This is a genomic window from Synergistaceae bacterium (assembly GCA_017450125.1).
Taxonomy (GTDB): domain Bacteria; phylum Synergistota; class Synergistia; order Synergistales; family Aminobacteriaceae; genus JAFUXM01.
In genome coordinates, this window is sequence record JAFSWZ010000042.1 from 1 (window position 1) to 1522 (window position 1522).

Genomic DNA, 1522 nt, shown 5'->3' on the forward strand with positions numbered 1-1522 from the left:
AATTTATTTCACTCATTACACATTACACAACTCAGAGGAGGTATTATTCCGCATGAGCAAAAAACTTGTAGCTGACCTCATCGTCGATTACCTCGAACGCAGAAAAGTTGAGTACATCTTCGGTCTCTGCGGCCACACAGTAATCGGAATGCTCGACGCTCTCAACCGCAACCTTCAGAAGGGCGGCCATCTCCGCTACATCTCCAACAGACACGAAGCCGTAGCATCAACTGCCGCTGACGGTTACGCCAGAGTTACGCACAAAGCATCAGTAGTCATGTGCCACTTAGGACCCGGAATCACCAACGTCCTTACTGGTGTCGCTAATGCAGCGTTCGACTCGATCCCGATGGTCGTATTTGCCGGAGACGTTCCGAGCTACTACTACGGCAAGCACCCCCACCAAGAAGTCAACATGCACGGCGACGCAACACAGTACAGACTGCTTGAGCCTGTGTGCAAACGCTGCTGGAGAGTCGATGACCCTGAAGCACTCCCTGACATTCTGGATAAGGCATTCAGGCTCGCAGAGTCCGGCAGACCCGGCCCGGTGTTAATTGATATGCCTATGGACATTTGGAGCAGGAAGATTGAGGAGGACTTATTTGCGCGCACATATCAGGACAGCCACATCACCGTCAAGCCCGCTCTTGACCCAGCATGTGCAAAGGCGATCGCCAAGAGGCTCATTGAGGCCAAGAATCCCGTCATCCATGCAGGCGGCGGAATCCTTCTCGCTCAGGCTTCCGAAGAGCTTGCGGCACTTGCTGAGTTCCTCGACATCCCGATTTCCCGCACACTCATGGGACAGGGCTGCGTGAGCGACCTCCATCCCCTCATGGTCGGACAGACCGGCTTCTGGGGACTCGCACACACCCACGCGTTCACGCTCGGAGCAGACGTGATTCTTGCGCTCGGCACGAGATTCGCGGAGGCTGACTCGTCAAGCTGGTATCAGGGCGTAACGTTCGACCCGTCAACGACGAAGTTCCTGCAGATCGACATTGACCCGACAGAGATCGGCAGGAACTATCCCGTAGAGATCGGTGCAGTAGCTGACCTCAAGCTCGCACTTGCGCAGATACTCGAAGCGGCAAAGGCCATCAAGCCCGAAGGCATCAAGAGACCCGGACTCCGTGAAGGGATCGCGAAGGCTAAGGCAGAGTTCAAGGAATCCGTGAAGGCAATCACTGAAGACCTCCGCTTCCCGATGACCCCGCAGAGAATCTTGAAGGACGTGAAGGAAGCACTGCCCGAAGACGCGCTAATCTTCACCGACGTGGGCTGGAACAAGAACGGTGTAGCCCAGCAGTTCACGATCACGATTCCCGGAACAGTGCACCACTCTTCAGGGCTCGCAACGATGGGCTTCGGAGCGTCAGCAGTTCTCGGCGGCAAAAAGGCAGCTCCGGATAAGATATGCAGTGCCCTCATCGGCGACGGCGGATTCGGTGTCAACCCGACATGCATGGCTACAGCTGTTGAGGAAGGTATCGCCTGCACTTGGGTAGTCATGAATAAC

1 protein-coding gene is annotated in these 1522 nt (G+C 55.5%); it reads left to right on the forward strand.

The features are described 5' to 3' along the window. Positions 1-52 precede the first annotated feature (52 nt). The coding region (locus tag IJT02_10135) for a thiamine pyrophosphate-binding protein (GenBank protein ID MBQ7545285.1) at positions 53-1522 on the forward strand (1470 nt) is incomplete at its 3' end.